Source organism: Micromonospora cabrerizensis (assembly GCF_022230955.1).
Taxonomy (GTDB): Bacteria; Actinomycetota; Actinomycetes; order Mycobacteriales; family Micromonosporaceae; genus Micromonospora; species Micromonospora cabrerizensis.
In genome coordinates this window covers 13,512-37,937 of record NZ_JAKKFI010000078.1, presented here as the reverse complement: position 1 = coordinate 37,937, position 24,426 = coordinate 13,512, and the positions used below count along the sequence as shown (strand labels likewise).

General features: G+C 72.8%; 29 protein-coding genes. 4 read left to right on the top strand and 25 right to left on the bottom strand.

The genetic code is table 11. From position 1 onward, the window contains the following. Positions 1-80: 80 nt before the first annotated feature. Entirely contained in the window at positions 81-1,907 is a 1,827-nt protein-coding gene (locus LADH09A_RS19980) for an AMP-dependent synthetase/ligase (RefSeq protein WP_238647003.1), read from the top strand. Between the two features lie 79 nt (positions 1,908-1,986). Here LADH09A_RS19980 and yczR read toward each other — a convergent pair whose 3' ends face one another. Then, positions 1,987-3,444: a MocR-like transcription factor YczR gene (gene yczR, locus LADH09A_RS19975; RefSeq protein WP_238647002.1), complete on the bottom strand. Its 1,458-nt coding sequence runs from the start codon at positions 3,442-3,444 to the stop codon at positions 1,987-1,989. Positions 3,445-3,503: 59 nt separating this feature from the next. On the opposite strand from yczR, the gene yczE reads away from it, so the two are divergent. Then, a complete protein-coding gene (gene yczE / locus LADH09A_RS19970) occupies positions 3,504-4,244 on the top strand; it encodes a membrane protein YczE (protein WP_238647001.1) in 741 nt (246 codons plus the stop codon). 101 nt (positions 4,245-4,345) lie between these two features. Then, positions 4,346-4,807 carry a hypothetical protein gene (locus LADH09A_RS19965; RefSeq protein WP_238647000.1) on the top strand — a complete coding sequence of 154 codons (462 nt, stop codon included), beginning with the start codon at positions 4,346-4,348 and terminating at the stop codon, positions 4,805-4,807. A gap of 5 nt (positions 4,808-4,812) precedes the next feature. Here LADH09A_RS19965 and hisF read toward each other — a convergent pair whose 3' ends face one another. From hisF to hisD, 12 genes are all read right to left on the bottom strand, one after another. Beyond that, entirely contained in the window at positions 4,813-5,580 is a 768-nt protein-coding gene (hisF, locus tag LADH09A_RS19960) for an imidazole glycerol phosphate synthase subunit HisF (protein WP_238646999.1), read from the bottom strand. Positions 5,581-5,653: 73 nt separating this feature from the next. Beyond that, positions 5,654-6,652, bottom strand: coding sequence for an NADP-dependent oxidoreductase (locus LADH09A_RS19955; RefSeq protein WP_238646998.1), 999 nt, complete (start codon positions 6,650-6,652; stop codon positions 5,654-5,656). A gap of 46 nt (positions 6,653-6,698) precedes the next feature. Then, the gene (locus LADH09A_RS19950) at positions 6,699-7,130 is read right to left on the bottom strand and encodes an organic hydroperoxide resistance protein (protein WP_274529816.1); all 432 of its coding nucleotides are present in this window, start codon (positions 7,128-7,130) and stop codon (positions 6,699-6,701) included. 5 nt (positions 7,131-7,135) lie between these two features. After that, complete coding sequence (locus LADH09A_RS19945; protein WP_238646996.1) at positions 7,136-7,582, bottom strand: MarR family winged helix-turn-helix transcriptional regulator; 447 nt, start codon at positions 7,580-7,582, stop codon at positions 7,136-7,138. A gap of 79 nt (positions 7,583-7,661) precedes the next feature. Then, on the bottom strand, positions 7,662-8,051 hold the full coding sequence (locus LADH09A_RS19940; protein ID WP_238646995.1) for a RidA family protein: 390 nt from the start codon (positions 8,049-8,051) through the stop codon (positions 7,662-7,664). Further along, positions 8,048-8,773: a bifunctional 1-(5-phosphoribosyl)-5-((5-phosphoribosylamino)methylideneamino)imidazole-4-carboxamide isomerase/phosphoribosylanthranilate isomerase PriA gene (gene priA, locus LADH09A_RS19935; protein WP_238646994.1), complete on the bottom strand. Its 726-nt coding sequence runs from the start codon at positions 8,771-8,773 to the stop codon at positions 8,048-8,050. The genes LADH09A_RS19940 and priA overlap by 4 nt, the downstream gene beginning before the upstream one ends. Before the next feature lie 14 nt (positions 8,774-8,787). Beyond that, positions 8,788-9,111, bottom strand: coding sequence for a hypothetical protein (locus tag LADH09A_RS19930; protein ID WP_238646993.1), 324 nt, complete (start codon positions 9,109-9,111; stop codon positions 8,788-8,790). Between the two features lie 36 nt (positions 9,112-9,147). Continuing rightward, positions 9,148-9,780 (bottom strand): imidazole glycerol phosphate synthase subunit HisH, encoded by a 633-nt coding sequence (gene hisH, locus LADH09A_RS19925; protein ID WP_238646992.1) that lies wholly within the window; start codon positions 9,778-9,780, stop codon positions 9,148-9,150. Between the two features lie 13 nt (positions 9,781-9,793). Further along, the gene (locus LADH09A_RS19920; RefSeq protein WP_165435803.1) at positions 9,794-9,964 is read right to left on the bottom strand and encodes a CG2302 family histidine operon protein; all 171 of its coding nucleotides are present in this window, start codon (positions 9,962-9,964) and stop codon (positions 9,794-9,796) included. Beyond that, a complete protein-coding gene (hisB, locus tag LADH09A_RS19915; RefSeq protein WP_238646991.1) occupies positions 9,964-10,575 on the bottom strand; it encodes an imidazoleglycerol-phosphate dehydratase HisB in 612 nt (203 codons plus the stop codon). The genes LADH09A_RS19920 and hisB overlap by 1 nt, the downstream gene beginning before the upstream one ends. Then, the gene (locus LADH09A_RS19910; RefSeq protein WP_238646990.1) at positions 10,572-11,645 is read right to left on the bottom strand and encodes a histidinol-phosphate transaminase; all 1,074 of its coding nucleotides are present in this window, start codon (positions 11,643-11,645) and stop codon (positions 10,572-10,574) included. Before LADH09A_RS19910 ends, hisB begins: the two co-directional genes overlap by 4 nt. Beyond that, positions 11,642-12,964: a histidinol dehydrogenase gene (gene hisD / locus LADH09A_RS19905; protein WP_238646989.1), complete on the bottom strand. Its 1,323-nt coding sequence runs from the start codon at positions 12,962-12,964 to the stop codon at positions 11,642-11,644. The genes LADH09A_RS19910 and hisD overlap by 4 nt, the downstream gene beginning before the upstream one ends. 106 nt (positions 12,965-13,070) lie before the next feature. Here hisD and LADH09A_RS19900 point away from each other — a divergent pair, with 106 nt between their 5' ends. Further along, positions 13,071-13,775 (top strand): LON peptidase substrate-binding domain-containing protein, encoded by a 705-nt coding sequence (locus tag LADH09A_RS19900; protein ID WP_238646988.1) that lies wholly within the window; start codon positions 13,071-13,073, stop codon positions 13,773-13,775. Here the strand turns inward: LADH09A_RS19900 and LADH09A_RS19895 are convergent. The 12 genes from LADH09A_RS19895 to LADH09A_RS19840 form a co-directional block, all read right to left on the bottom strand. Beyond that, on the bottom strand, positions 13,690-14,517 hold the full coding sequence (locus LADH09A_RS19895) for a DUF2567 domain-containing protein (protein WP_238646987.1): 828 nt from the start codon (positions 14,515-14,517) through the stop codon (positions 13,690-13,692). The genes LADH09A_RS19900 and LADH09A_RS19895 overlap by 86 nt on opposite strands. 56 nt (positions 14,518-14,573) lie before the next feature. Beyond that, positions 14,574-16,346: a MinD/ParA family ATP-binding protein gene (locus tag LADH09A_RS19890; RefSeq protein WP_238646986.1), complete on the bottom strand. Its 1,773-nt coding sequence runs from the start codon at positions 16,344-16,346 to the stop codon at positions 14,574-14,576. Between the two features lie 74 nt (positions 16,347-16,420). Next, complete coding sequence (locus LADH09A_RS19885; protein ID WP_238646985.1) at positions 16,421-17,449, bottom strand: hypothetical protein; 1,029 nt, start codon at positions 17,447-17,449, stop codon at positions 16,421-16,423. Between the two features lie 42 nt (positions 17,450-17,491). Then, positions 17,492-18,436, bottom strand: coding sequence for an RluA family pseudouridine synthase (locus LADH09A_RS19880; RefSeq protein WP_091407730.1), 945 nt, complete (start codon positions 18,434-18,436; stop codon positions 17,492-17,494). After that, positions 18,433-19,047 (bottom strand): signal peptidase II, encoded by a 615-nt coding sequence (gene lspA, locus LADH09A_RS19875; protein WP_238646984.1) that lies wholly within the window; start codon positions 19,045-19,047, stop codon positions 18,433-18,435. The genes LADH09A_RS19880 and lspA overlap by 4 nt, the downstream gene beginning before the upstream one ends. Before the next feature lie 65 nt (positions 19,048-19,112). Further along, positions 19,113-19,532: a TraR/DksA family transcriptional regulator gene (locus LADH09A_RS19870; protein ID WP_238646983.1), complete on the bottom strand. Its 420-nt coding sequence runs from the start codon at positions 19,530-19,532 to the stop codon at positions 19,113-19,115. Between the two features lie 227 nt (positions 19,533-19,759). Beyond that, positions 19,760-21,259 (bottom strand): potassium/proton antiporter, encoded by a 1,500-nt coding sequence (locus tag LADH09A_RS19865; RefSeq protein ID WP_238646982.1) that lies wholly within the window; start codon positions 21,257-21,259, stop codon positions 19,760-19,762. A 22-nt stretch (positions 21,260-21,281) separates the two neighbouring features. Then, complete coding sequence (locus tag LADH09A_RS19860) at positions 21,282-21,587, bottom strand: DUF167 domain-containing protein (RefSeq protein WP_238646981.1); 306 nt, start codon at positions 21,585-21,587, stop codon at positions 21,282-21,284. Positions 21,588-21,597: 10 nt separating this feature from the next. Next, positions 21,598-22,293, bottom strand: a complete 696-nt coding sequence (locus LADH09A_RS19855; protein ID WP_274529825.1) for a flagellar biosynthesis protein FlhF — start codon at positions 22,291-22,293, stop codon at positions 21,598-21,600. Positions 22,294-22,451: 158 nt separating this feature from the next. Next, complete coding sequence (locus LADH09A_RS19850; protein WP_124820047.1) at positions 22,452-23,261, bottom strand: DivIVA domain-containing protein; 810 nt, start codon at positions 23,259-23,261, stop codon at positions 22,452-22,454. A 44-nt stretch (positions 23,262-23,305) separates the two neighbouring features. Continuing rightward, positions 23,306-23,611 carry a YggT family protein gene (locus LADH09A_RS19845; RefSeq protein WP_030334503.1) on the bottom strand — a complete coding sequence of 102 codons (306 nt, stop codon included), beginning with the start codon at positions 23,609-23,611 and terminating at the stop codon, positions 23,306-23,308. A gap of 30 nt (positions 23,612-23,641) precedes the next feature. After that, positions 23,642-24,334, bottom strand: a complete 693-nt coding sequence (locus tag LADH09A_RS19840; protein WP_238646979.1) for a cell division protein SepF — start codon at positions 24,332-24,334, stop codon at positions 23,642-23,644. Positions 24,335-24,426: the final 92 nt, after the last annotated feature.

Sequence of the window (24,426 nt, the reverse complement as noted above, 5' to 3'; positions counted from 1 at the left end):
CACGGTGCCACGCAATACTCTTCGGTAACCATCATGACGTGACGACCGTCACGCCACCACCCCCGAAGGCGGCTACAGCGATGGCTCTCGATGTACCGTACCGTTCCATCCCGGACATGTTCCTCAAGCGCGTGGCGGCCACCCCCGACCGCAACGCGTTCGCGTCACCGGCCCCCGACGACGCGGGGCCCGTCTGGCTGACCTGGGAACAGGTCGGTCAGCGCGCCAAGGCGGTCGCCGCCGGCCTGCACGGCCTGGGCGTCGGCCAGGAGGACCCGGTCGCGATCCTCGCCAACACCAGACTGGACTGGGTGATCGCCGATCTCGGCATCATGTGCGCCGGCGGGGCGACCACCACCGTCTACCCGACCACCGAGCCGGCGGACGCGACGTACATCATCGCCGACTCCGGTTCGAAGGTGCTCTTCGCGGAGAACCCGGCCCAGGCGGCGAAGATCGCCGGCGCCAACCTGCCCGCGCTGACCCACGTGGTGCTCCTCGACGGCGACACCGACCCGGCCGCCGCGATTCCCCAGTTGACCCTCGCCGAGCTGGAGGAGCGGGGCACCCGCGCGCTGGCCGCCGAGCCGGAGCTGATCGACATGCTGGTGGCCGGCATCGGCCCGGACCACCTGGCCACGCTGATCTACACCTCCGGCACCACCGGTCGACCCAAGGGCGTCGAGCTGCTGCACGGCGGCTGGTGCTGGGAGGCCGTGGCGCAGGCGGATGTCGGGCTGCTGCGCGACGACGACCTGCAGTACCTGTGGCTGCCGCTGGCCCACTCGTTCGGCAAGACACTGCTCTGCGGCGCCATCCACGTGGGCCTGCCCACCTATGTCGACGGGCGGGTGGAGAAGCTGGTCGACCTGCTCTCGGTGATCCGCCCGACGCTGATGTGCGGCGCGCCCCGGGTGTTCGAGAAGGTCTACAACAAGGCGGTGACCACCGCACAGGGCGCCGGCGGCGCGAAGGCGAAGATCTTCGCCTGGGGCGTCCGGGTCGGCAAGGAGAAGGTGGCACTGGAGCAGGCCGGCAAGCCGGTGCCGGGTGGGCTGAAGCTGCGCTACGGCCTGGCCGAGAAGCTGGTGTTCAGCAAGCTCCAGGCCCGCCTCGGCGGCCGGATGCGGGTGCTGGTCTCCGGCGCGGCTCCGCTCAGCCCGGAGATCGCCACCTTCTTCGCCGCGGCGAACCTGCCGATCTCGGAGGGCTACGGCCTGACCGAGACCAGCGCCGGCAACTTCGTCAACCCGCCGTCCGGGCTCCAGATCGGCACCGTGGGCCGGGCGATGGGCGACCTCGAGTGCAAGATCGACACCGACGGCGAGATCCTGGTGCGTGGTCGGCCGGTGATGCGCGGCTACCACAACCTGCCGGAGGAGACCGCCGCCGCGTTCACCGAGGACGGCTTCTTCCGCACCGGTGACATCGGCACCCTGGACGAGCGGGGCTACCTGCGGATCACGGACCGCAAGAAGGACCTGGTCAAGACCTCGGGTGGCAAGTACATCGCGCCGTCGCACATCGAGGGGATGTTCAAGGCGATCTGCCCGTACACCTCGCAGGCGGTCGTCGTCGGTCAGGCCCGCAACTTCTGCACGATGCTGGTCACTCTGGACCCGGACGCGATCCGGGGCTGGGTCGCCGGTGGTCCGCTGGAGGGGCGCAGCTACACCGAGATCGTCGCCTCGCCGGAGGCCCAGACGATGGTCGAGGAGTACGTCGCCCAGCTCAACTCCAAGCTCAACCGCTGGGAGACGATCAAGAAGGTGGCCATCCTGCCGCGCGACCTGACGATCGAGGACGGCGAGATCACCCCGTCGTTGAAGATCAAGCGACGTGGTGTGGAGAGCAACTTCGCGGACCAGATCGACAAGATGTACGCGGGCACGCTCGCCGAACTGTGAGCTGACCGAGGGTCCCGTGCCGGCGAAAGAGCCGGGGCGGGGCCCTCGCCGTTGGTGCCGGTGATCGATGACGGCCGGCTCAGGCGATGACGGCCGGCTCCCGCCATCGCTGCCGGCCGGTGCGGTCCAGGTCGTAACGCACCGCCGCGATCCGTCCGACCGCCTCCACCAGGTCCGCGGCCGGCAGGGTGAACGGCAGCCGCAGGAACCGCTCCATGGTGCCGTCCAGGCCGAACCGGGGGCCGGGTGCCAGTCGTACGCCGACCTCCTCGGCGGCCCGCGCCAGCGCGCTGGAGACCGGGCCGTCCAACTCGGCCCAGAGCGTCACGCCACCCCGGGGCACGGTGACCCGCCAGTCCGGCAGCCGGTGCGCCAGCGCGCCGAGCAGGGCGTCGCGCTGGACGGCCAACTGGACGCGGCGGTCGGCGACGATGGCGTCGGCGTCGGCCAGCAGGTGCACCGCGACCAGTTGGTCCAGCACCGGGCTGGCCATGTCCACCCCGACCCGGACGGCGGCCAGCCGCTGCACCTGCGGCGCGGAGGCGCGTACCCAGCCGATCCGCAGGCCACCCCAGTACGGCTTGCTCATCCCGCCGATGCTGATCACCCGGCTGTGCCGGTCGTAGACGCCGACCGGGGGTGGCAGCTCGGTGCCGTCCAGCGGAAGGTCCACGAAGGACTCGTCGATGATCAGGTCGGTGCCGACCGCGTGCGCGGCGGCCACCACCCGCTCGCGCAGCGCGGCGGGCATCAGGTGCCCGGTCGGGTTCTGGAACTCCGGAATCAGGTAGGCCAGTTTGGGTCGGGTCTGCCGGAGACTGCCCAGCAGCAGGTCGGGCTCCCACCCGTCGGCGTCGGCGGCCAGACCGTGGGTGGTGATCCGGGCCCGCCGCCCGGCCAGCGCGGCGAGGGCGTTGGGGTAGGTCGGTGACTCGACCAGCACACTGCCGCCTGGGGCCAGGGCGAGTCGCAACACCAGGTCCAGTGCGTGCTGGGTGCCGCTGGTGACCATGATCTGGTCCGCCGAGGTGGGCAGGCCCCGGGCCGCGTACGCGTCGGCCACCGCCTCACGCAGCTCGATGATGCCGGTCGGGTGGTAGCCGGCCCCGCCCAGGTAGCGGGGCAGGTCCTCGGCGGCGGTACGGGCGGCCGTCAGGAGCTGCGGCGGGGCCGCCAGGGCGGCGACGCCGAGGTCGAGCATCTCCCGGTCGTCCAGCGGGGTCCACAGGCCGGTGCTGGCCACCCGGTGGTTGCCGGGCAGCATCGTCCAGCTGCCGGCGCCGCGGCGGCTGGCCAGGTGCCCGGTCTCGCGCAGTTGCCGGTACGCGGCGGTGACCGTGGTCCGGCTGATCCGCAGTGCCTCGGCCAGCTCCCGTTCGGCCGGAAGGCGGACGCCCAGCGGCAGCCGGCCGTCGGCGAGCAGACCGCGCACCGTGCCGGCCAGTGCGGCGTAGTCGGGGCTGCGTCGGCGGCCCGGCAGGGCGTGCCACTGACCGAGCAGACGGGCCAATTGGACGCCCCGCACCTGACCCGTCATGGCCACTCCTCGGATATTGGCTTCTTCCTCGTCGCGGATTGGCACCTAGGGTGGCATGTATGGCATTGCTTGGCAATCTGCGGCACCGGCCGGTTAGACGGTTGGTCCAGCTCTACCTCGGGCTCGTCCTCTACGGCGTCAGCATGGCCCTGATGGTCCGATCCGACCTGGGCCTCGACCCGTGGGACGTGTTCCACCAGGGCCTCTCCGAGCTGACCGGGCTCTCGTTCGGCACCGTCACCATCGGCGTCGGCGCGCTGGTGCTGCTGCTCTGGATCCCGCTACGACAGCGGCCGGGCCTGGGCACGGTCAGCAACGTCGTGGTGATCGGTCTGGTCGTGGACGCCACACTGGCCCTGCTGCCCGCCGGTGGTCCGCTCGGCGTGCGGATCGCGCTGCTCGTCACCGGGATCGTCGCCAACGGCGCCGCCACCGGCATGTATCTCGGTGCCAGGTTGGGCCCGGGCCCGCGCGACGGGCTGATGACCGGCTTCGTGGCCCGCCGGCCGGGTTGGTCGGTCCGGCTGGTGCGCACCGTCATCGAGGTCACCGTCCTGGCGCTGGGCTGGCTGCTCGGCGGCACGGTCGGCCTGGGCACGGTCGCGTACGCGCTGGCGATCGGTCCGTTGGCCCAGCTCTTCATCCCGCTGTTCGCCGTACCAGAGGAAAATGTGTCCGACGCCACCACGCACGGTGCCGCCGCCCCCGACGGCGCCGTGCCCGACGGTGCCGCCGTGCCCCCCGCGGAGGCCGACGTGCCGCGACCAGGCAGCACCGCTCCGGTGACGCCCACCGGCTGAACCCTCACCGACCGTTGGCGACCCGGCACGCGGTGGTGGTCCGGTGTGCCGGATGGAGGGTGGGTGTTCCCTTCCGCGACGCGCGCCGTCATCATCTCTGCATGGGGGAGAACGGTTGGCGCTGGACGGACGCCTGGATCTTCGTGTCACTGGTCATCGCGAGCGGAGCCGGACGGCACCATCGGTCGGCGACGAGTCGGCGGCCGGAGGGCGTACGCCTGACCGACGTGCTCTCCACCGCCGACCACCTCAACCACGCGATCCCGCAACGGCACGAGGTGGAGGCCGCGATCCAGCGGCTGGTCGGCGCCGGCCTGGTGAGCGTCGCCGACGGCTGGTTCCGGATCACCACCGAGGGTGAGCAGCTGTGGCGCACCCGCCCGCGGGCGGGGGTGGCGACCATGGTGGACACCGTGCAGGGGGTCCTGACCCGCCGGCACGCACCCGGCAGCGCCGACTGGATCCTGGAGGAGGCCGAGCACGCGGCCGCCGTCCAGGAATACGCGGTGCGGTCGATTCCGTCGCCCCGGCGGTCACCGGAGGGGCACTCCGGCGGGCACTGACCGGCTCAGCGCACCGGGTGACCGCTGTGGCGCAGCGCGTCCTTGACCTCGGCCACGGTCAGCTCGCCGAAGTGGAAGACGCTGGCGGCGAGCACCGCGTCCGCGCCGGCGCCGATCGCGGGCGGAAAGTGGGCCACCTCGCCGGCACCACCGCTGGCGACCACCGGCACGTCCACGACCGCTCGCACCGCGGCGATCAGCTCCAGGTCGAAGCCGGCCTTGGTGCCGTCGGCGTCCATCGAGTTGAGCAGGATCTCCCCCGCGCCCAGCTCGGCGCCCCGGTGCGCCCACCACACCGCGTCGATGCCGGTGCCGCGCCGACCGCCGTGGGTGGTGACCTCGAAGCCGCTGGGCGTGCCGCCGTCGGGTGAACGACGCACGTCGAGGGAGAGCACGAGCACCTGCCGGCCGAACCGGTCGGCGATCTCGGCGATCAGCTCGGGGCGGGCGATGGCGGCGGTGTTCACGCCGACCTTGTCCGCCCCCGCGCGCAGCAGGGTGTCGACGTCGGCGACCTGCCGGACCCCGCCACCGACGGTGAGGGGGATGAACACCGACTCGGCGGTGCGGCGCACCACGTCGAGCATCGTGCCCCGGTCGCTGGAGGACGCGGTGACGTCGAGGAAGGTCAGCTCGTCCGCGCCCGCCCGGTCGTACGCCGCGGCCAACTCCACCGGGTCGCCGGCGTCGCGCAGGTCGAGGAAGTTGACCCCCTTGACCACCCGCCCGGCGTCCACGTCCAGACAGGGGATCACCCGTACCGCCACGGTCATGCCGCGAGCCTATCCTCCGCCCACGGCACGGCGGCCGACCCGATCGGGTCGACCGCCGTGAACGAGGCCTGGGTCACACCTTGACGAGCATCTTGCCGAGGTTGTCGCCGCGCAGCAGGCCGAGGAACGCGGCCGGAGCGTTCTCGATGCCGTCCACGATCGTCTCGTCGTAGGACAGCGTGCCCTCGCGCAGCCAGCCGGCGACGTCTCGGACGAACGCCGCGCGCACGTCGTTGTGGTCGTTGACCAGGAAGCCGCGCAGGGTCAGCCGCTTGCCGATGACCAGCGCCAGGTTGCGCGGCGCGGCCGACGGCTCGGTCGCGTTGTACTGCGAGATCATGCCGCAGATCGCGGCCCGGCCGTGCAGGTTCATGGCCGAGATGGCGGCCTCCAGGTGATCGCCGCCGACGTTGTCGAAGTAGACGTCGACGCCGTCCGGGGCGGCTGCCCGCAGCGACTCGCGGACCGGCCCGTCGTGGTAGTCGAAGGCGGCGTCGAAGCCCAGCGCCCGCAGCCGATCGACCTTGGCCGGGGACCCGGCGCTGCCGACCACCCGGCCGGCACCCTTGAGCTTGGCGATCTGGCCGACCAGGCTGCCGACCGCGCCGGCCGCGGCGGAGACGAAGACCGTCTCGCCGGGCTTCATCGCGGCAACCTCCAGCAGCCCCGCGTACGCGGTCAGCCCGGTCATGCCCAGCACGCTGAGGTACGCGCTGACCGGCGCGACGCTCGGGTCGACCGGCCGGGCGGCGGTGGCGTCGAGCAGCGCGTACTCCCGCCAGCCGAGCCCGTGCAGGACGGTGGTCCCGACGGCGGTGCCCGCCGCCTCGCTGGCCACCACCTCGCCGATCGCGGCACCGTCGAGCGGGGCGTCGAGCGCGAACGGCGCGACGTACGACTTGACGTCGTTCATCCGTCCCCGCATGTACGGGTCGACCGACATGTACTGGTTGCGGACCACGATCTGGCCCGGGCCCGGCGTCGGGACGTCGCTCTCGACGATCCGGAAGGTGTCCTCGGTGGGCCAGCCCTGCGGGCGGCTGGCCAGGTGGATCTCGCGGTTTCTGGTCACGGGGTGGTCGTCCTCTCGTCCGGGGTGGGGGTCTCGGTCCGCGACGTCACGCGGCAGCGGTCTCCCGGACGGTCAGCGTGACGTCGATGTTGCCGCGGGTCGCGTTCGAGTACGGGCAGACCTGGTGGGCCTGCTCGACGATCTGCTCGGCGGTCTCGCGGGAGACGGCGGGCAGGTCGACGACGAGCTGCACGGTGAGCCCGAACCCGCCGCTGCCGTTCGGGCCGATGCCCACCTCGGCCGCGACGACGGAGTCGCTCACGTCGGCCTTGGCCCGGCGGCCCACCAGCCGCAGCGCGCTGTGGAAGCAGGCCGCGTAGCCGGCGGCGAAGAGCTGCTCGGGGTTGGCGGCACCACCGGCGCCGCCCATCTCCTTCGGCACGGCCAGGTCGAGCGAGACGGTGCCGTCGGAGGTCTCGACGTGGCCGTCGCGGCCGTCGCCGCTGGCGGTCGCGGACGCGGTGTAGAGAACCTGCATGAGAGTCACTGCTCCTTCTGTCGGTGGATGGTCTCGGTGACCCGGGTGAGGGTGTCGCGCAGCGCGACAAGCTCGCCGAAACCCAGCCCGGTGGCCTGCGCGATGCGCAGCGGGACGTCGCAGAGCTGCTCGCGCAACGCCCGGCCCTGCTCGGTGAGGCCGACCTCGACCCGGCGCTCGTCGCGGGCTGAGCGCCGCCGGACCACCAGACCCGCCCCCTCCAGCCGCTTGAGCAGCGGGGAGAGCGTGCCGGAGTCCAGTCGCAGCTCGGTGCCCAGCTCGGACACCGTGGGGGCGTCGTCGGGGCGCTCCCAGAGCACCAGCAGCACCAGGTACTGCGGGTAGGTCAGCCCGACCTCGTCGAGGATCGGCCGGTAGACGTCGGTCAGGGCGCGCGACGCGGCGTAGAGCGCGAAGCACACCTGCCGGCGCAGCACCAGGTCATCGGTCACCACCGAACCGTAGCCCACAATTAAGTTGTGCACAACTTATCGGGCCGGGAGGCGGCCGGCCCGACGCCCACCACCGACCTCAGCGATCGCCGAGGAAGGCCTCCAACTCCACCTCGACCAGGTGCTCCGGGTCCAGCAGACCGGCCACCACCACCAGGGTCGCCACCGGCCGCACCGCGCCGAACACCGCGTTGTGCGCCCGGCCCACCTCGTCGGCGTGCAGTCGGTCGGTCACGTACATCCTGGTCCGGACCACGTCGCCGGGCTCCGCACCGACCTCGGCAAGCGCGTCCAGCCCGATCCGCAACGCCTGTGCGGTCTGCGCGGCGGCGTCACCGACGTGCACCACCCGACCGTCCACCGTCGCCGTGCAGCCGGCCGTGAAGGCCCGGTCACCGGCCCGCACCACCCGGGAGTAGCCGTAGTGCTGCTCCCACGGGCCACCCGAGCCGAGCCGGGTGGTCGTCACACCTCGGCCAGGGTCCGCAGCGCCTCGGCCACCGTGAAGGCACCCGCGTAGAGCGCCTTACCGGCGATCACGCCCTCCACCCCGATCGGCTCCAGGGTCGCCAACGCCCGCAGGTCGTCCAACGTGGACACACCACCGGAGGCGATCACCGGCCGATCGGTGCGGGCACACACCTCGCGCAGCAGGTCCAGGTTCGGCCCGCGCATCGTGCCGTCCTTGGTGATGTCCGTGACCACGTACCGGCTCGCGCCCGCCTTGTCCAGCCGCTCCAGCACCTCGTACAGGTCACCGCCGTCACGGGTCCAACCACGCGCGGAGAGGGTGTGACCGCGCACGTCCAGCCCGATGGCCACCCGGTCGCCGTACTCCCCCACCACCCGGTCACACCAGACCGGGTCCTCCAGGGCGGCGGTGCCGATGTTGACCCGGGCCGCCCCGGTGCCCAGCGCCGCCCGCAGCGACTCGTCGTCCCGGATGCCGCCGGACAGCTCCACCTTCACGTCCAACTGGCGCACCACCTCGGCGAGCAGATGCGCGTTGGTGCCCCGACCGAACGCCGCGTCCAGGTCGACCAGGTGGATCCACTCGGCGCCGTCCTGCTGCCAGGCCAGCGCCGCGTCCAACGGCTCGCCATAGATGCTCTCGCTTCCGACGGCGCCCTGCACGAGCCGGACGGCCCGGCCGTCGGCGACATCCACGGCGGGTAACAGGGTGAGGCTCAACGTCTTCTCCTCGATCAGGTACGACGGTCCAGGGCGATCACGACGATCGCCGGCAGTACGAGCAGCAAGAGCACCATCAGCGCGACACGCAGCGCCAGGTTGTCGACGAACGTCCAGATCAGAATCAGCGCCGCACCGGTGAGCAGCACGATCGCGGCCCGCTCACCCCGGCTGTGCCGGGGCAGCCGCCCCGAGCGGCCCCGCCGCAGCCGCGGCGTCAACCGGCGGACCACCGCGCGACGCCGCTGACGGCGCGCCACCCGCCGCTGCCGGACCGCCCGCTCCCGGGCCTGCTCGGCCTCACGCTCCGCCCGACGACGGGCCCGTTCCCGGCTCACCGCGACACCCTCACGCCGGGCACCGGGCGACCACGGTCAGCCACCGCTGGGCAGCGTGACGAGCCAGTTGCGCAGCAGCGCGGCACCGGTGTCGGCGGACTTCTCCGGGTGGAACTGGGCCGCCGACAGCGGACCACGCTCCACCGCGGCGACGAAATCCGTGTCGTGGTGGGCGGTCGTCACCCTGGCACCGGCGGCAGCCAGCGCCGCCGGGTCCCCCATCGCGTACGAGTGGACGAAGTAGAACCGGCTCTGCTCCGACAACCCGGCGAAGAGCACCGAGCCCTCGGCCGCCCGGACCGTGTTCCAACCCATGTGCGGCAACCGGGTGGCAGCCAACCGGGTCACCCCGCCGGGCAGCAACCCGAGCCCCTTGGTCACCACACCGTGCTCCTCGCCGTACTCGAAGAGCACCTGCATACCCACGCAGATGCCGAGCACCGGCCGACCCGCCGCCACCCGCTCGGCGATCACCGGGCCGGCACCGAGCGCCTCGATCCCGGCCATGCACGCCGCGTACGCGCCCACACCGGGGACCACCAGGCCGTCGGCGTCGGCCGCGGCGGCCAGGTCGTCGGTCACCCGCACGTCGGCGCCGGCGGCAGCCAGTGCCCGCTCCGCCGAGCGCAGGTTGCCCGAGCCGTAGTCGAGCACCACCACGTCCGTCATGTCGTCACCCCGATCACCCGTTCTCCGGCAGCAGCCGCAGAACCCCGGCGACCGTGGCGAGCACCGCGAGCGCCGCGGTGACCAGCACGGCCGCCTTGGGCGCGCCCTGCCGGTAGAGCGACCAGGTGCCGCCCACCAGCACCCCGGCCAGGATCAGCAGCAACGTCGGCAACGCGGCACCCATCAGAGAGCACCCTTCGTGCTGGGGATCGCGCCCGCCGCCCGCGGGTCGATCGAGGTGGCCTCACGCAACGCCCGGGAGACCGCCTTGAACTGCGCCTCCACCACGTGGTGCGCGTCCGGGTGACCGCCCGGCCGGGCCGCCCGCAGCACGTCGACGTGCAGCGTGACCCGGGCCGCCTGACCGAAGGACTCCCAGATGTGCCGGGTCATGCTGGTCGCGTAGACCGGCCCGATGTACGGGGCCAGGGCCGGCTCGTCGTGCACCACGTACGGCCGGCCAGAGAGGTCCACCGCGGCCCGGACCAGCACCTCGTCCATCGGCACGGTCGCCGAGCCGTACCGTCGGATGCCGGCCTTGTCGCCCAGCGCCTGGTCGAACGCGGCACCCAGGGCGAGCGCGGTGTCCTCGATCGTGTGGTGCGCGTCGATCTCCAGGTCACCCACGGTACGCACGGTCAGGTCGAAGCCGCCGTGCCGGGCGATCTGGTGCAGCATGTGGTCGTAGAAGCCCACGCCGGTGCTGATCTCGGCGGCACCGGTGCCGTCGAGGTCGATCTCGACGAGGACCTTGGTCTCCTTGGTGATCCGCTCCACCCGGGCGGTCCGACTCATCGCACTGTCTCCATTGCAGAAAGGAAGGCGTCGGTCTCGGTGGGGGTGCCCGCGGTCACCCGCAGCCAGCCGGGCAGGCCGACGTCCCGGACCAGCACCCCCTGTGCCAGCAGGGCCTTCCAGACGGTGGTCTGGTCGCCGCCCACCTCGAAGAGCACGAAGTTGGCGTCGCTGTCGGCGACCCGCAACCCCCGCTCGCGCAGCGTCGCCACGATCCGGTCCCGCTGCGCCATGATCGCGCTGACCGTGCCGAGGAGAGCGTCGCGGTGGGTCACCGCCGCCCTCGCGGCGGCCTGGGTCAGTGCGGAGAGATGGTACGGCAAACGGACGAGCTGCACCGCCTGCACGACCGCCGGGTCGGCGGCCAGGTAGCCCAGCCGCCCGCCGGCGAAGCCGAAGGCCTTGCTCATCGTGCGGCTCACCACCAGTCGCGGGTGACCGGGCAGCACCGCGAGGGCGCTGACCGTCCCGGGTCGGGCGAACTCGGCGTACGCCTCGTCGACGACCACCATGCCCGGCGCGGCGTCCAGCACCGCGGCGATCACCGCCGGGTCCAGTGCCGTGCCGGTGGGGTTGTTCGGCGAGCAGAGGAAGACCACGTCGGGCTGGTGCTCACGGACCTGGGCGACCGCCTCCCCGACGGTCAGCCCGAAGTCGACGCCGCGCTCGGCGGGCACCCACCGGGTGCCGGTGCCGAGGGCCAGCAGCGGATGCATCGAGTACGCCGGAACGAAGCCGAGCGCGCTGCGCCCCGGCCCACCGAACGCCTGGAGGAGCTGCTGCTGGATCTCGTTGGAGCCGTTGGCCGCCCACACCTGTTCGGCGGTGAGCCCGTGCCCGAGATATTCGGCCAGGTCGGCGCGGAGCGCCAGCGCGTCCCGGTCCGGATAGCGGTTCAGCTCGCGCAACTCGGCCGCGAGCGCCTTGCCGATCGCCTCGACCACCGGCTCCGGCACCGCGTAGGAGTTCTCGTTGGTGTTGAGCCGCACCGGCACGTCGAGCTGCGGCGCCCCGTACGGCGAGAGCCCCCGCAGGTCGTCACGGATCGGCAGCTCCTCCAAGCTGCTCACGCCGACCCTCCCGGGAAACGGGCCTGGACAGCCTGGCCGTGTGCCGGCAGGTCCTCCACGTTGGCCAGGGTGACCACGTGGGGGGCCACCTCACGCAACGCGGTCTCGGTGTACTCGATCAGGTGCACGCCGCGCAGGAACGACTGCACGGACAGCCCGGAGGAGTGCCGGGCGCAGCCGCCGGTGGGCAGCACGTGGTTGGACCCGGCGCAGTAGTCGCCGAGCGACACCGGCGACCAGGCGCCCACGAAGATCGCCCCGGCGTTGCGGACCCGCATCGCCCACTGCCGGGCGTCGACCGTCTGGATCTCCAGGTGCTCGGCCGCGTACGCGTCGACCACCCGCAACCCCGCCTCAAGGTCGTCGACCAGGACCACGCCGCTCTGCTCACCGGTCAGCGCCGTGGTCACCCGCTCGGCGTGCTTGGTCGCCGGCACCTGCCGGGCCAGCTCCCGCTCGACCGACTCGACCAGCGCCAGCGACGGGGTGACCAGCACGCTCGCGGCGAGCGGGTCGTGCTCGGCCTGACTGATCAGGTCGGCGGCCACGTGCGCCGGGTCGGCCGTGTCGTCGGCGAGGATGGCGATCTCGGTCGGCCCGGCCTCGGCGTCGATGCCGACCACGCCGCGCAGCAGCCGCTTGGCGGCGGTCACCCAGATGTTGCCGGGCCCGGTGATCAGGTCCACCGGGTCGCACCGCAGCTCACCCAACGGGTCCACCGCCGCGCCGTACGCCAGCATCGCCACCGCGTGGGCCCCGCCCACGGCGTACACCTCGTCGACGCCGAGCAGCGCGCACGCGGCGAGCACCCGCGCGTCGGGCAGCCCACCGTTGTCCTTCTGCGGCGGGCTGACCACCACCAGCGACCGCACACCGGCCGCCTGCGCGGGCACGACGTTCATCACCACGGTGGACGGGTACATCGCCAGGCCGCCGGGCACGTAGAGGCCGACCCGGTCGACCGGCAACCAGCGCTCGGTGACCGTGCCGCCGGGCACCACCTGCGTGGTGTGGTCGGTGCGCCGCTGGTCGTCGTGCACCCGCCGGGCCCGGCTGATCGACTCCAGCAGCGCGGCGCGCACAGCCGGGTCGAGCACCCCCTCGGCCTCGGTGATCGCCTCGACCGGCACCCGCAGCACCTCCGGGGAGATGCCGTCGAACCGCTCGCTGGCCTCCCGGATCGCCGGGTAGCCATGCTCACGGACCGCCTCCACCAGCGGGCGGATCCGCTCGACGGCAACCGACACGTCGAGCTGGGCACGGGGCAGCAGGCGGCGCGGGTCTCCGAGACCGTCGCGCAGGTCGATCCGATTCAGCACCCTTGCGAGTCTAGGCGGCCGACCCGGAGCGCACCCGAGCCGCCCGTCCGCCGGGACGGTGAGCCGGGCCACGCCCACGGGGGCGAGATTGGTTAGGCTCGACCATGTGACCGCACGGCTGCCGGTGTTTCCGCTCGCAACGGTGCTCTTTCCCGGGTTGGTGCTGCCGCTGCACATCTTCGAGGAGCGCTACCGGGCGCTGGTCCGACACCTCGTCGACCTGCCCGAGGGCGCTCCGCGCGAGTTCGGTGTGGTGGCCATCCAGGCTGGGTGGGAGGTCGCGCCCGCCGGCCCGGGCGCACGCTCGACACCGAGCGCCGGTGAGGTCACCCTCCACGAGGTGGGCTGCACCGCCGAGCTGCGCCAGGTGACCGAGCTGACCGATGGTGGCTTCGACATCGTCACGGTCGGCCGGCGCCGTTTCCGGATCGCCGAGGTCGACGACAGCGCCGCCCCCTACCTGACCGCCGACGTCGAGTGGTTGCCCGACCCGGCCGGGTCGGACGAGGTGGCCGACCTGCTGGCCGCGCGCGTGATCGCGGTGTTCCGGCAGTACCTGAGCCTGATCCGCTCCGACCCGGAGGAGATCTCCGAGCAGTTGCCGGAGGACCCGACGGTGCTCTCCCACCTGGTGGCGGCGACCGCGGCGCTCACCGTCGACGACCGGCAGCGACTGCTGGCGATCGACGACACGGCCGCGCGGCTGCGCGCCGAGCTGCGGCTGCTCAACCGCGAGGCGGCTCTGCTGCGCCAGGTGCGGGCGGTTCCGGTGCCGCTGTCGGAGCTGGCGTCCCCGCCGACACCCAACTGAGATCGGCCGGCTCGGGTTCCGGGCGCAGACCCGGCCACCGCGACCAGCCGGCCAGCAGGGTGTACGTGATCGCGGCCCCGAACGCCGGCAGCAGCAGGTTGCCGTGCGGCACCGGCAGGACGCCGAGCAGCCAGTCGACCCCGCCGGCCCGCAGGTCCGCGGGTTTGGTGAAGGACTGCCCCGCCGGGGCGGTGTCCAGCAGCCGGTCGAACGTGGCCAGGCCGACCCGCCGACCCACCTGCCAGGCCACCGGCGCGGCGGCCAACGCGCCGAGCACCGCGACCAGCAGCCCGACCGGGCCGCGCCGCCGGCGCAACACGAACCACAGGGCGAGCGCCACCAGCAGCCCGAAGCCGAGCCCGAGCAGACTGAACCACCCGTCCGCGGCGATCGGCTGCTCCGGTTGCGGGTCGGCGTAGATCGCCCCCTCGGCGGTCTTGAGCACCGGCGTGGCCGGCGCGAGGACGGCCCAGAGCAGCCCGAACGGCACCCCCAGCGCGGCCAGCGCCAGCACCGCGCCCAGCACCGTCGCCGCGGTGCGCAGCGGACGACGCGGCTCGTCGGAGGTCAGCTGGAACCAGCTCCGGGACGCGGTCGAGGGTGCGGCGCCCGGCGGGTCGTCGTACGCCGGCGGTTGGGCAGCGGGCGGTGTCGCCGGCGTGGTGGACCCCGACGCGTCGGGCGAGGCGGCCCGGTCGGGATCGTCGACGGGCCGCTCGGGTTCGGGGTTGTCCGGGCTCACCCGATGATCCTCTCAGGCCCGGCGCACGGCTGGGGCTCCGGTGGTGGCAGACCAGCTCACCGGGCGAACGGCTCGACCATCATCGCCGCGGCCCGCAACCACGCCTGCCGGGTCTCCGGCTGGAGCTGGTGGTACTCGATCGACGACCCGGTCTCCAGCGCCGGGTCGTAGGGCACCACGGCCACCCCACGGGTACGGGTGGCGAAGTGCCGCTCCAGGTCGTCCTGCAACGGCGAGCGGCCCGGGGTCGGGCAGGAGATGAGGGTGATGGCGTTGTCCGCCAACTCGCCCATGCCCTCCTCGTGCAGCAGGTCGAGCATCCAGTCGGCGCTGAACGCCGCGTCCTCGCGGGGCACGGTGGTCACCACCAGTTGGTCGGCGGCCTGCATCACGGTGCGCCAGTTGGGGCTCTCCACGTTGTTGCCGGTGTCGACGCAGACCACGTCGTGGGTGCGGCGCAACAGCTCCAGCACACGTCGGACGGTGAACTGGTCCAGTCGTTGGGCGAAGCGCGGGCTCTCCTCGCCGGCCAGCACGTCGTACGAGCCGTCGGAGGCGTGCCGCAGGTAGTCGTCCAGCCGACCCAGCAGGGTCTCGCCCTCGAGGATCTCGATCTGGGCCAGGTCGGTGATCAGGTGACGGATCGTCCGGGCGTGCCGGGCGCTTCCGGCACGCAGCCCGAGAGTGCCGCGCAGCTCGTTGTCGTCCCAGGCCAGCACGCCCTGCCCGCGCACGCTGCCGACCGTGGCCGCGGCGAGCACGGTGGCGGTGGTCTTGTGCACCCCGCCCTTGGGGTTGGCGAAGGCGAACACCCGGGGAGTGCCCAGGTCACGCCGGAGCACCCCGTTGGCCCGTTCCTGCTCCTGGTCGACGCCCTGCGGGCGCCACTCGACCCGGGCCGGGTAGGCCCGCTCGGCGACCGCCGAGCCGACCGACGGGGCGGGTGGCGGTGCCACCGGCGCGACGGGTGGAGGGGGTGGCGGGGCTGCCGGAGGTGCGAGTGGTGCGGCGAGTGGCGGTGCGACCGGCGGGGGCGCGGTCGCCGGGTATCCGGTCTCCGGCTGGTAACCCGTCTCCAGCAGGGCGTACCGGGACTGAGCCGGCGGGTCTCCCGGCCGGTAGCCGTTGTCCAGCAACGCGTACCGCGACTGGCCCGGGTCGGGGGCGACCGGCGGCGGCTCGGGCTCGGCCCGGTACGTCGGCTCGGCCCGGTAACCCGGGTCGGCCCGGTATTCCGGCTCGACCCGAAAGCCGGGCTCGGCCGAATAGCCCGGCTCGGCGCGGTACGTCGGCTCGGCCCGATAGTCCGGCTCGGCGCGGTAACCCGGCTCCGCCCGGTACGTCGGCTCGGCCCGGTATCCCGGGTCGGCGCGGTATGCCGGCTCGGCCCGGTACGCCGGCTCCGACCGGTAGTCCGGCTCCGAGCGGTACGTCGGCTCGGCGCGGTACTCCGGCTCGGCACGGTACTCAGGCTCGGCTCGGTAAGCCGGATCGGCTCGGTATCCCGGCTCCGCCCGGTAACCCGGGTCGGCCCGGTAGGCGGGGTCGACCCGGTAGGTCGCCTCGGCCCGGTAGTCGGGCTCCGCGCCGTACGACAGCTCGGCCGGATGCCCGATGGCGGACGCCCGCCCGGCGTTGCCGTTCGGTGCCGCGCGCCGTGGCAGCGGGTCCGGAGACGGGTCGTCGGCATGGCGCTCCGGCTCGGTGTGCTCCGCGCCGCGACCGCCCAGCCGGGCACGGTCCAGCAACGCGCGCCACCGCGGCGCTGGTTCGGCCGGCCGGCCCCAGCCGGTCTCACTGCCCTCCACGGCCCGCCCTCCCAGCGCCATCGATCTCCGTCTGACAGGCTACGAACCAAACCCTATTCGGACCACACCTCAGAGCGCACACCAGCCGACGCAGATCACGACGACGTGGGCGTCGGCGGCTCGTCACCGAGGCCGTCCGGGGAGGTGGTGGCGGTCGGCGGGGGCGGCTCGGTCGACGTGGGCGGTGACGACGCGGGTGACGGAGTCGTGACGACCGGTGCGGGTTCCGACGATTCGCCCATCGACGCCAACGGCGCGGGCGCAGGCGGTGTCGACTGCGCGTCCGAGTCCGGCGTCGGCGTCGGACTCGGCTCGGTGTCGACGGGCGGGCGCACCACGTCGCGCTGCTCGGGCAGCGGAGGTGTGAAGACAGTGCGGTCCAGGCGGTACACCTCCGGAGCGGGGTCCACCGCCCGTACGTCCGGTCGGGCCGCCACGCCGCGCAGCGCACCCGGCGTCGCCCGCACGACCGCGGCGTAGACGCAGGCGCAGCCGGTGCGGTACGCGGCCGCCTCGGCGGCGGCCACCTCGGCGCCGCTGGCGTACCGCCCCCGCAACTCCCGCTCGTCCGGACCGTCACCGTCGACCGTGGCGGCCAGAACCCGGTAGTCGGCGGCTTCGATCTCCTTGCGGGCCGCCACCTGGTCCATCCCGGCCACGACGTCGTCGGGCACCCGCATCGCGGGAATCTTGACGATCTCGGTCTGCCGCCCGGGGAGCGGAACCCGCCCGAAGACGGTGGAGACCCCGACGTCGCCGAGCACCGTCGCCAGACGCTGAGGCGGCAGGTACGCGGCGAGCGTGACCAGCGCGTAGGTCCCCTCCTGCGCGGACTCTGGCGAGGCGGGCAGCGCGGCCAGGTCGGCGGCGGCGGACCGGAGGTAGCCGGGGACGGAATCGCCGTCGGTCACGCCGACCCGGGTCACCTCACCCACCGTCCGGTCGCCGACCGGAGTGTCGTCGACGGCCCAGACCGCGGTGCCCAGGACCGCCGCCGCGGAGAGCACGGCGGCCCAGGTGAGCACCCCGGACCGCGCCGACCGGTCGCCCAGCCGGGTCACGGCCCGGGTCAGCGGCGGCAGCAGCCGTTGGTCCAGCTGCCGCAGCAGGTTGCCGGCGCGCACGGGCGGGATCCCCTCGTCGGATCGGTGTCGGGCGGTCGCCGCTCAGTCACGCAGGATCTGAAGCGCACGGTCCAGGTCGTCAGGGTAGTCGCTGACGAACCGGACCTCGTCCCCCGTTCGGGGGTGCAGGAAGCTCAGTTCGCGGGCGTGCAGCCACTGACGGGCCAGGCCGAGACGGGCCGAGAGGGTGGGGTCGGCACCGTAGGTGAGGTCACCGACGCAGGGGTGCCGCAGAGTCGAGAAGTGCACCCGGATCTGGTGGGTCCGGCCGGTCTCCAGCCGGACGTCGACCAGGCTGGCCGCCGGGAACGCCTCAAGGGTGTCGTAGTGGGTGATGCTCGGCTTGCCGCCGGACACCACCGCCCAGCGGTAGTCGTGGGTGGGGTGACGGTCGATCGGCGCGTCGACGGTCCCGCGCAGCGGGTCCAGGTGACCCTGCACCACCGCGTGGTAGCCCTTGTCCACCTCGCGGTACTTGAAGGCCCGCTTCAACGCCGTGTACGCCTGCTCGCTCTTGGCGACCACCATGATCCCGGTGGTCCCCACGTCGAGCCGGTGCACCACACCCTGCCGCTCGGCCGCGCCACTGGTGGAGATGCGGTGCCCGATCGCGGCGAGGGCGCCGATCACGGTTGGGCCGGTCCACCCCGGGCTGGGGTGCGCGGCCACGCCCACCGGCTTGTCGACCACCACGATGTCGTCGTCGGCGTAGACCACCCGCAGACCGGGAACCGCCTGCGGCACCACGGTCGGTGGTGCCACCGGGGCCGGCAGCGTGACGTCCAGCCAGGAGCCGGCCTTGACCTTGTGCGAGTTGGGCCGGGCGCTGCCGTCGACGAGCGCGTCCCCGGCATCCACCAGGGCCGCGGCGGCGGTGCGGGAGAGCCCGAACAGACGGGACACCGCCTGGTCCAGTCGCATGCCGTCGAGGCCGTCCGGCACCGGGAGGGAACGATGGTCGCCGCCAGCGGCGAACGCGGAGGTCATGCCCGCTCCCGCTGGTCGGCGCTCTGGGTGGCGTCGGTCTCGGCCGGGGCGTCGTCGCGCCCGGCCCGCCGACCGTCGCGCTGACGACCGGTCAGCTCCAGCAGCACGGCCAGCAGCACACCGCAGACCAGCGAGCTGTCCGCCAGGTTGAACACGGGCCAGACCTGGCCGTACGGGTCGAAGAGGCTGATCATGTCGACCACGTGCCCGTGGAAGGGCGCGGGCGCCCGGAAGATCCGGTCGACGAGGTTGCCCAGCGCGCCACCCAGCACCAGGCCGAGGGAGATCGCCCAGGGCAGCGAGCGGAGTCGCAGCGCCATCCAGACGATCCAGCCGACCACACCGATCGTGATCAGCGGGAAGATCCAGGTGTGGTCCGCGCCGATGCTCCAGGCGGCACCGCTGTTGCGGGTCAGGCTCAGGTAGACGAACCCCCCGAGCAGCCGGACCGGCTCCCGGTCGGTCAGCGCGGCCAGTGCGAGGTGCTTGGTGACCAGGTCGGCCAGCAGGGCCACCAGGGCGACCCCGGCAAGGATCACGACGGCCCGGGGCCGGCGTGTGCCGCCTCCCGGATCGGTGCGGCCGGGTTCGGCGGACGGTACTGCGGTCATGCGCTCCCCATCGAGGTGTCTCGGCGGTGATCGCTCACCGTCTCATCGCCGCCGGGGAACGGACCTCAGCGCCGCTCCTCCAGCTGCTTGCACGTCACACACTGGGTGGCCGACGGGAAGGCGGCGAGGCGCTCGACCGGGATCGGGTTGCCGCACCGCTCGCACCAGCCGTAACCACCCTCGTCGAGGCGCTCCAGAGCGCGCTCGACCTGCGTGATCCGTTCCAGAATGCTGTTGGCGAGAGAGATCTCCTGCTCCCGCTCGAGCGTCTTGGTGCCCGTGTCGGCCTGGTCGTCCCCGGCCGAGTCGGTCAGCCGATCGCGCTGCAGCTCGGTGATCTCACTCAGCGTCTGATCGTACTCGGCGCGAAGCTCGTCCCGCCGTGCCGCCAGCGCCGCCCGGATCTTCTCGGTCTCCGCCGTGCTCCGGGTGGCCTTGGTCACCGGCTTGCGCCCGGCGGTCCTGGTATCGGCTGGCTTCGCCATGGGTCGCTCCCTCGGCCGGGGAGCCGCGTGGTCCGCGGCATCCTGGTCAGGGGGCGCCGACCAAGGCGTCCCCTAATGTACGAAAAGGGGCGCACGGCGACGGTGGCCGCACACTCCGGAGGTTGGCAAGAATACGGAACGTACAGGCGTCCGACAACGTGCCGCACCGTCGCTCCGCTAAACAGCCCCTAGCCCTGCCTAACTGGGGCAAAGGGAACGCTAGCAGATCAATCGACTGCCTCATCCCCGTACTCACCAAACCACCGGGCCAGGCGACCCCGCCGGCTGACCGCCCGCAACCTGCGCTCCGCGGCGTCCCGCACCCCTGCGGTCGCCACGATCAACAAGCTGTCGCCGGTCTTCAGGCGGGTGTCCGGCGCGGGCACGAAACCCACCCCGTCGCGCAGCACCAGCGTGACCGATGCGCCCAGCGGGAGCCGCAACTCGTCGACGTGCACGCCGGCCAACCGCGAGCCCGGCGGCACCTCCAACTGGAGCAGGTCCGCCCGCATCCGCTCCAGTGGCGCGGTCTCCACATGGATCTCGGTGGCCTCGGCCGGAGCGGTCACCCGCAACCAGCGCGCGAACGGCCCGAGCGCCCCGGCCTGTACCAGCGTGAAGATCACCACCAGCACGAAGACCACATCGAAGAGGCGCTCCGCGCCGGGCACCCGCTCGGAGAGCGGAATGGTGGCCAGCACGATCGGCACCGCCCCGCGCAGCCCCGCCCAGGACAGGAACGCCTGTTCGCGGAGGCCGACGCGGAACGGCAGCGCCGAGACGGCCACCGACAACGGCCGGGCCAGCAGCACCAGGGCCAACCCGGCGACCACCGCGGGCAGCACCGCCGCGTCCAACCGACCCGGCGAGGCCAGCAACCCGAGCAGCACGAACAGCCCGATCTGGGCGAGCCACGCGAGCCCGTCCGCGAAACCGAGGATCGCCTGCCGGTGTGACAACCGGGCGTTGCCCAGCAGCACCCCGGCCACGTAGACGGCGAGGAACCCCGAAGCGTGCAGCACCGCCCCGGCGGCGTACGCCAGCACGGTGATGCCCACCGCGGCGATCGGATAGAGCCCGGCCGAGGGCAACGCGGCCCGGCGCAGCGCCCAGGTGCCGGCGACGCCGGCACCCACGCCCACCGCCACACCCACACCCAGCTCGTAACAGACCAGCCCGACCTCGTACCACCACGGGTGCGCCCAGCCCTCGTGGGACAGCAGCACCACCAGCAGCACCACCGGGGCGTCGTTCATGCCCGACTCGGCCTCCAGGGTCGCCACCAGCCGGGGCGGCAGGCGCAGCCGACGCAGGGTGGCGAAGACGGCCGCCGCGTCGGTGGACGAGAGCACCGCGCCATAGAGCAGCGCCAACCGCCAGTCCAACCCCAACAGCAGGTGTACGGCGACACCGACCACCCCGATGCTGACGATCACGCCGACCGTGGAGAGCGCGGAGGCGAGCCCGAGCACCGGACGCAGGGTGGTCCACCGGGCGGTGAGGCCACCCTCCGCGATGATCACGATGAGCGCGCAGAAGCCGAGGGCCCGGGTCAGCTCGACGTCGTCGAAGCGGATGCCCAGCCCGCCCTCGCCGATCGCCACCCCCAGTGCCAGGTAGACGAGGAGGCTGGGCACACCGAGCCGGGTGGAGAGCCGCACCGCGCCGACGGCGACCAGCAGCACGGCCGCACCGAGCAGCAGCGCGATGTCCAATCCGGGCGTCACAGCAGCCTGGCCTGGGCGTTCCTCACTCGGCGGATCCGTCGCGCAGTCGGCGCAGCAGCTCGGACATCTGCGGGCCGGGCCGATCGACGAGGAAGAGTTTGTCCCGACTGGCCGCGCCGACCCGCAGGGAGACCGCGGCCGGCCGGAGGCCCAGGGCGGCGGCCAGCGCCCGGCGGGCCGCCTCCGTCGCCCGACCGTCGACGGCCGGGTCGTGCACCGCGATCACGAGGGCGGGCCCGTGTGGACCGTCGAAGCAGCCACCCACCCGGGTACGCGAAGCGCCGGGCTTCACCCGTATCGCCACGGTGAGCGTGTCCTGCGCGGGCATCGGCGCCGCTTCAGATCGGCCGGGCGTCGGCGAGCAGGGCGGTGGCTGGCGCACAGTGCGCGCAGGGCGTGAAACCGAGCTCGACGGCCTCGGCGACCGGCAGCACCTCGGGCACCCGACCGACGAGGTGCGGGCAGCCGGCGAGGTGGTAGCGGGGGTGACCGTCGACCACCTCGACGGCATCGGAGAGTCGCGCCACCCGGGCCGCCTCGGCGGGAGTGACCGGCTGCTCGGCCGGCTCGTCGGCCGACGGGGCACCGTCGCGGAAGGCGTCGTCGGTCGACGCCGCGAACGGCGACGCCGGGCTGACCGGCCGGGCGGGAGCGGACGCGCCGTCGGCCGGGGTCACGAACGGCGACCCCTGATCGAACGGAGGCGCGGTGTCGACGCGCGGGTCGAACGGCGGGGCGGTGTCGACGCGCGGGTCGAACGGCGGGGCATGGTCGACCGGCGGCTCGGGTGGTTGCCGCCACCCGGTGCCGCCGGTACCAACCGTCGTGGGCACGTGCTGGACCGGCACCTCCGGCTCGACCAGCGGCGGCCCGTACGCGACACCCGTGGCCTGGCTGGCCGTCCGGGGCGCGTCGTGGTGTCGCCGGCCGGGCCGACCGGGATCCGCCGTGGCGCGGTTGGCGGCTGCCTGACGGGCACCCACCACCAACGCCACGGCGGCCAGCAGACTGGCCGCGATGGAGATGACCAACATGAAGCTGGAGCCACTGGCCAGACCGAGCACCAGGAGGACCACCGCGACGAGGATGAGCAGGAGACTTGCGACTATCACGGCTCACCCCCGCCGCGTCGTACCGTCCAGGCTGGGCCGGCGATCGTCACCATTGGCGGAGAACGATCGCCGGCCGGTGCTCAGCGTCCGGCTTCGAGGGCGCCGGAGCGCCCGCCGCCGCCGTAGGAACCGGCGAGGCCCGCAGCGGCCAGCCCGTTGCCGCCGGCGACCCGGCCAGCTTCGGAGCGGGTCATCTCGGCTTCGAGGCCCTGGCCGCGACCGTCGAGGTCACGCAACTGGCTCTCCAGGTACGCCTTGAGCCGGGTGCGGTACTCGCGCTCGAACTGCTTGAGCTCCTCGATGTGCTTCTGCAGCGCCGTGCGCTTGGCGTCCAGGCCGCCCATGGCCTCCTGGTGCCGCTGGCGGGCGTCCCGCTCAAGGGCGTCAGCCTTCGCGCGCGCCTCCCGGGTCACCTCCTCGGCCTTGCCGCGGGCCTCGGACAGCAGCTGGTCGGCCTCGCGACGCGCGTCGGACACGTGGTCGTCGGCGGTGCGCTGGGCCATCATCAGCACGCGCAGGGCCTGCTGCTCACCGTCACCGGTGACGCCGCCGGCCGGGCCGCCGGTCGCACGGACCTGCTCGAGCTCGGCCTGCATCGCGCGGGCGGCCTGCTCGGCCGCCGACTTGTCGCGCTGCACCCGGTCCAGCTGGGCCTTGACGTCGTTGAGCTCCGCCGCCAGTCGGGCGTCGCCGCCGGGGCCTGCGGGGGCGCCGCCACGGCCGCCGCGCTCCACCTGGGCGCGCAGCTCGTTGTTTTCCTCGATGAGACGGGCGAGCTCGCGCTCCACCTCGTCAAGGAAGGCGTCGACCTCCTCCTCGTCATACCCCCGCTTGCCGATCGGCGGCTTTTTGAAGGCGACGTTGTGGACGTCGGCCGGGGTCAGCGGCATCGAAACTCCTCGGGTCAGTTGCGGCCGCGAAAGCGCGTCGGTCATCAGGCAGATGCCCTGATCGACGGCCCTAACACGAACTCCATCAGCACGAACAGGATAACCAGGAGCACAAGGGAGGCCAGGTCGATGCTCACGGTACCAATTCGCAGCGGAGGGATCACACGCCTCAACGCGTTGAGAGGGGGATCAGTGACGCTCCACACGGATTCCAATCCTGCCGATGCGCCACGCCCCGGTTGCCAGCGGCGGCCGTACTGAAGGACGGCGCTCAACACGAACCGGGACAAGAGGAGGAGCAGGAAGACATAAAGGATCAGGTACAACACTTGCAGTAAGATCGACAACACGGTCAGCGACGTCCCTCGGGTCGGGCGGGGTCAACTCAGACTGAAAAAACCGCCCTCAGCGATCTTGGCCTTGTCCTCAGCGGTGACCTGGACATTAGCCGGTGAGAGCAGGAACACCCGATTGGTCACGCGCTCGATCGTACCGCGCAGGCCGAACGCCAGACCGGCGGCGAAGTCAACCAGACGGCGGGCATCGGCCTCATCCATTTCGGTGAGATTGATGATCACCGGGACGCCGTCGCGGAAGTGCTCACCGATCGTGCGCGCCTCGCGGTAGGTGGTCGGGTGCAGCGTCGTGATCTGGTAACGCTGCTCCTCCTCGGGCAACGCCCGCTCACGCGACGTGACCTGCGGCGCGAGGGCCAGATTGTCCCGGGTGTGGTAGGTCAGCGCGCCGGACGTCTCACCGGCCGTCGACCGGGTGATCGACCGTACGCTGGCCCGCTCGACCCGCTCCGGACGCTCGCCGTCACCACGCTCGGACTCGCTCAACCGCCCGCTCGCCCGCTCGGAGAGTCGACCCCGCTCACTGACCCGCGGCCGGGGAGCCGGTGGCTCCTCGGTGTCGTCCTCGTCCTCGTCGGCGAACTCCTCGGCGTACCGGCTCTGCCGGTAACGCGAGTCGCGGTAGCCACCCTTGTCGTAGCCACCGTCGTCGTAGGCCCGCTCGTCGTCTTCTTCGACCAGACCGAGCCAGACCCCCGCCTTGCGCAGTGCACCCATCCCGCGCCCTTCCGTCCGCCGTGCGGCACGCGCCCCCGTGCCATGTCGCCCGTCGCGAGTGGACAACCATGCCCATCGGACCGGGGCGGCAA

What these genes read in the sequence shown, in the direction of transcription:
- LADH09A_RS19980 (WP_238647003.1), top strand. Translation starts at nt 81, where the DNA reads ATGGCTCTCGATGTACCGTACCGTTCCATCCCGGACATGTTCCTCAAG.
- yczR (WP_238647002.1), bottom strand. Translation starts at nt 3,444, where the DNA reads ATGACGGGTCAGGTGCGGGGCGTCCAATTGGCCCGTCTGCTCGGTCAG.
- yczE (WP_238647001.1), top strand. Translation starts at nt 3,504, where the DNA reads ATGGCATTGCTTGGCAATCTGCGGCACCGGCCGGTTAGACGGTTGGTC.
- LADH09A_RS19965 (WP_238647000.1), top strand. Translation starts at nt 4,346, where the DNA reads ATGGGGGAGAACGGTTGGCGCTGGACGGACGCCTGGATCTTCGTGTCA.
- hisF (WP_238646999.1), bottom strand. Translation starts at nt 5,580, where the DNA reads ATGACCGTGGCGGTACGGGTGATCCCCTGTCTGGACGTGGACGCCGGG.
- LADH09A_RS19950 (WP_274529816.1), bottom strand. Translation starts at nt 7,130, where the DNA reads ATGCAGGTTCTCTACACCGCGTCCGCGACCGCCAGCGGCGACGGCCGC.
- hisH (WP_238646992.1), bottom strand. Translation starts at nt 9,780, where the DNA reads ATGACGGACGTGGTGGTGCTCGACTACGGCTCGGGCAACCTGCGCTCG.
- LADH09A_RS19920 (WP_165435803.1), bottom strand. Translation starts at nt 9,964, where the DNA reads ATGGGTGCCGCGTTGCCGACGTTGCTGCTGATCCTGGCCGGGGTGCTG.
- hisB (WP_238646991.1), bottom strand. Translation starts at nt 10,575, where the DNA reads ATGAGTCGGACCGCCCGGGTGGAGCGGATCACCAAGGAGACCAAGGTC.
- LADH09A_RS19890 (WP_238646986.1), bottom strand. Translation starts at nt 16,346, where the DNA reads ATGGCGCTGGGAGGGCGGGCCGTGGAGGGCAGTGAGACCGGCTGGGGC.
- LADH09A_RS19880 (WP_091407730.1), bottom strand. Translation starts at nt 18,436, where the DNA reads ATGACCTCCGCGTTCGCCGCTGGCGGCGACCATCGTTCCCTCCCGGTG.
- lspA (WP_238646984.1), bottom strand. Translation starts at nt 19,047, where the DNA reads ATGACCGCAGTACCGTCCGCCGAACCCGGCCGCACCGATCCGGGAGGC.
- LADH09A_RS19870 (WP_238646983.1), bottom strand. Translation starts at nt 19,532, where the DNA reads ATGGCGAAGCCAGCCGATACCAGGACCGCCGGGCGCAAGCCGGTGACC.
- LADH09A_RS19860 (WP_238646981.1), bottom strand. Translation starts at nt 21,587, where the DNA reads ATGCCCGCGCAGGACACGCTCACCGTGGCGATACGGGTGAAGCCCGGC.
- LADH09A_RS19855 (WP_274529825.1), bottom strand. Translation starts at nt 22,293, where the DNA reads ATGTTGGTCATCTCCATCGCGGCCAGTCTGCTGGCCGCCGTGGCGTTG.
- LADH09A_RS19850 (WP_124820047.1), bottom strand. Translation starts at nt 23,261, where the DNA reads ATGCCGCTGACCCCGGCCGACGTCCACAACGTCGCCTTCAAAAAGCCG.
- LADH09A_RS19840 (WP_238646979.1), bottom strand. Translation starts at nt 24,334, where the DNA reads ATGGGTGCACTGCGCAAGGCGGGGGTCTGGCTCGGTCTGGTCGAAGAA.